Annotated in this window: 1 protein-coding gene; it reads left to right on the top strand. The window is 75.2% G+C overall.

Going from position 1 to position 4,396, the window contains the following annotated elements; all coding sequences use genetic code 11:
• Nucleotides 1-4,396: SDR family NAD(P)-dependent oxidoreductase (locus ABT093_RS40435; RefSeq protein WP_350572509.1), on the top strand; the 4,396-nt coding region annotated here is incomplete at both ends.

The raw sequence follows: 4,396 nt of genomic DNA, 5'->3' as shown, positions 1-4,396 counted from the left end.
ACACCACCTTCCCCACCCACACCCGCCACCGCGTCGACCTCCCCACCTACGCCTTCGACCACCGCCGCTACTGGCTCGAACCCGACACCCCCACCGCCACCACCGCCACCACCGCCACCGACCCCGTCGAAACCGCCTTCTGGGAAGCCGTCGAACGCGAAGACCTCGACCACCTCCTCACCACCCTCGAACTCGACACCCCCGACACCCTGTCACCCCTCCTCCCCTCCCTCGCCTCCTGGCGCCGCCGCAACCGCGAACAAGCCCTCACCGACTCCTGGCGCTACCGCATCACCTGGAAGCCCCTGGCGGAGACCACCACCGGCGCCCCCTCGGGCACCTGGCTGCTGGTGACGCCCGCCGGCCGGTCCGCGACGTGCCCGGTGGCCGAGGCCCTCGCCCGGCAGGGCATGACCCTGCTGTCCCTGGAGGTCGGCGCGGACGACGCCGACCGCGAGGCGCTCGCCACCCGCATCCGGCAGGCGCTGGACGGCACGGCCCCCGCCGGAGTGCTCTCCCTGCTCGCCCTCACCGAGGGCCGGCAGCAGGGCTACCCGGAGCTGCCCGCCGGATTCGCCCACACGCTGGCGCTGATCCAGGCCCTCGGTGACGCGGGAATCGACGCTCCCCTCTGGCTCGCCACCCGCGGCGCCGTCACCACCGGCCGGCCGGAATCCGTCGCGGACCCGCTGCAGTCCACGGTCTGGGGCCTGGGACGGATCGCCGCGCTGGAGTACCCCCAGCGCTGGGGCGGCACGGTCGACCTCCCCCCGGCCCTCGACCCCGCCTCCGCGGCCCGCCTGGCCGCGACGCTGGCGGGCCGGCACGGCGCCGAGCAGGAGATCGCCGTCCGCGCCTCCGCGGCCTTCGGCCGGCGGCTCGTGCGGGCCGCGCCGGGTGGGTCGGAGCGGGGGACCTGGCAGCCCGGGGGCACCGCGCTGATCACCGGCGGGACCGGCGGCCTCGGCCGTCACGTCGCCCGGTGGCTGGCCGGCAACGGCGCCGAGCATCTGGTCCTGGTCAGCCGCAGCGGCGCGGCGGCCCCCGGCGCACGAGAGCTGGAGGCCGAACTCACCGAGCTGGGCGCCCGCGTCACCCTCGCCGCCTGCGACACGGCCGACCGCGACGCGCTCGCCGGGCTACTCGACCGCCTCGACACCGCGGGCGACGCCGTGCGGTCGGTCTTCCACACGGCCGGCGTCCTGGACGACGGCGTCATCGACACCCTCACCACCGACCGGGCCCGCACCGTGCTGCGCCCCAAGGTGGACGCCGCGCTGCACCTGCACGAGCTGACCGCCGACCGGGAGCTGACCGCCTTCGTGCTGTTCTCCTCGTTCGCGGGCACCCTGGGCGGCCCCGGCCAGGGCAGCTACGCCGCCGCCAACGCCTTCCTGGACGCCCTGGCGCAGCAGCGCCGCGCCGCCGGTCTGGCGGCGACCTCCGTCGCCTGGGGCCCGTGGGCCGGCGGCGGTCTGGTCGACGACGCCACCGAGGCACGGCTGCGCAAGGGCGGCATGCCGGCGATGGCGCCCGCGTCGGCGATCGCCGCGCTCCAGCAGGCCCTCGACCTGGGCGACCCGTTCGTGGCGGTGGCCGACATCGACTGGGAGCGGCTGACGGCGGCCTCGCCCGCCGGTCCCACCGCCCCCGTGCTCGCCGAGCTGCCCGAGGTGCGCGGCGCGCGCGACGCCGCCACCCGGTCCGGCGCGGCGGCCGGCGGCAGCGGCAACGACAGCGACTCCGCGTTGGCCCGGCAGCTGGCGGGCCTCTCGGACGGCGACGCCGTCCAGGCCCTGGCGGAGCTGGTGAGCACCCAGGTGGCCGCCGTGCTCGGCTACGCCGGCCCGGAGGCCGTCGAGGAGGGCCGGGCCTTCCGCGAGCTGGGCTTCGACTCGCTCACCGCCGTCGACCTGCGCAACCGGCTGTCGGCCGTGACCGGCATGCGGCTGCCCGTCACCCTGGTCTTCGACTACCCGTCGGTCACCGCGCTGGCCCGGCACCTGCACACCGAGCTGGTCGGCACCCGCCCCGCCGCGACCGCGCCGGCGACCGGCACCGCGGCCGTCGACGACGACCCGATCGCGATCGTGGCGATGAGCTGCCGCCTCCCCGGCGGCGTGACCACCCCCGAGGAGCTGTGGCAGCTGCTCGACGAGGGCCGCGACGCGGTCTCCGGCTTCCCCACCGACCGGGGCTGGGACGTCGAGGGCCGCTTCGACCCGGACCCCGACAAGCCCGGCACCTTCTACGCGCGCGGCGGCGGGTTCCTCTACGACGCCGACCACTTCGACCCGACCTTCTTCGGCATCTCCCCGCGCGAGGCGCTGGCGATCGACCCGCAGCAGCGGCTGCTGCTGGAGACCTCCTGGGAGACCTTCGAACGGGCCGGCATCGCACCGGAGTCGGTGAAGGGCACGGAAGCGGGCGTGTTCATCGGCGCCAGCTACAACGACTACGGGTCGCGCTTCCAGCAGGCGCCCGAGGAGTTCGAGGGCTACCTCGCGACGGGCAGCGCCAGCAGCGTCGCCTCCGGGCGCGTCTCCTACACCTTCGGCCTGCAGGGCCCCTCGCTGACCGTGGACACGGCCTGCTCCTCCTCGCTGCTCGCGCTGCACCTGGCCGCGCAGTCGCTGCGGCAGGGCGAGTGCTCGATGGCGCTGGCCGGCGGTGTGGTCGTGATGTCCACCATGGACAGCTTCATCGAGTTCAGCCGCCAGCGGGCGATGTCCCCCGACGGCCGCTGCAAGGCGTTCTCCGCGCAGGCGGACGGCGCCGGCTGGGCCGAGGGCGTCGGCATGGTCCTGCTGGAGCGGCTGTCCGACGCCCGGCGCCACGGGCACCCGGTGCTCGCGGTGCTGCGGGGTTCCGCCGTCAACCAGGACGGCGCCAGCAACGGCCTCACCGCCCCGAACGGACCCGCGCAGCAGCGTGTCATCCAGGCGGCGCTCGCCTCCGCCGGACTCGCACCGGCGGACGTGGACGCGGTGGAGGCGCACGGCACCGGCACCCCGCTCGGCGACCCGATCGAAGCGGGCGCCCTGCTGGCGACGTACGGCCAGGGGCGGCCCGAGGACCGGCCGCTGTGGCTGGGCGCGCTGAAGTCCAACATCGGGCACACGCAGGCCGCTTCCGGTGTCGCCGGCGTGATCAAGACCGTACTGGCGATCCGGGAGGGTGTGCTGCCGCGCACCCTGCACGCCGACGAGCGCTCCGACAAGATCGACTGGTCGGCGGGTGCGGTGGAGCTGCTGACCGAGGCGCGGCCGTGGCCGCAGACCGGCGCGCCGCGCCGGGCCGGCGTGTCGGCGTTCGGTGTCAGCGGCACCAACGTCCACCTGATCCTGGAGCAGGCACCCGAGCTGGCCGAGGAGCCCTCGGCGGCTCCGGGCAGCGGTTCCGTGGTGCCGTGGGTGCTGTCGGCCAAGTCCGCGGCGGCGCTGCGGGCCCAGGCCTGGCGGCTGCGCGAGTACGTGGCGGCCTCGCCGGAGCTGTCGCCGGCGGACGTCGGCTTCTCGCTGGCGACCGGCCGGACGGCCTTCGAGTACCGGGCCGCCGTGGCCGGGCGCGAGGTCGAGGAGCTGCTGCGCGGTCTGGACAGCCTGGCCGACGGGCACAGCGACGGTACGCGGCCCGTGTCCGGCCGGACGGCGTTCCTGTTCACCGGTCAGGGAGCGCAACGGCTCGGCATGGGCCGGGAGCTGCACGCGGCGTTCCCCGTCTTCGCCGACGCGTTCGACGAGGTCTGTTCCGTCGTCGACGAGCACCTCGACCGGCCGCTGAACGAGGTCATCACCTCCGACGCCGACCTGCTGGAGGGCACCGGCTACGCCCAGGCGGCACTGTTCGCGATCGAGGTCGCGCTGTTCCGCCTCGTCGAATCCTGGGGCGTGCGACCGGACTTCCTCGTCGGGCACTCGGTCGGCGAACTCGCCGCCGCCCACGTCGCGGGCGTCTGGTCGCTCGCCGACGCGTGCGCCCTCGTCGCCGCGCGCGGACGCCTCATGCAGGCCCTGCCCACCGGCGGTGCCATGGTCTCCGTCATCGCCTCCGAGGGCGAGGTGCTTCCGTTCCTGGCCGGTCACGAGGACCGCGTGTCCATCGCCGCCGTCAACGGCCCCACCGCCACCGTCCTCTCCGGCGACGAAGAAACGGTTCTGGAGATCGTGGGCGCCGGTGGTTGGAAGTCCACCCGCCTGCGGGTCAGCCACGCCTTCCACTCGCCCCTCATGGAGCCGATGCTGGAGGAGTTCCGGCGGATCGCCCAGGGCCTCACCTACCACGAGCCCACGATCGCCCTGATCTCCAACGTCACCGGCGACGTCGCCGACCCGGACCTCGTCCGCTCGCCCGACTACTGGGTGCGCCACGTCCGCGAAGCCGTCCGCTTCCACGA

It is taken from the genome of Kitasatospora sp. NPDC002551 (genome assembly GCF_040296005.1).
In the GTDB taxonomy this organism is placed as follows: domain Bacteria; phylum Actinomycetota; class Actinomycetes; order Streptomycetales; family Streptomycetaceae; genus Kitasatospora.
This window is presented reverse-complemented; position numbering and strand designations above follow the sequence as displayed.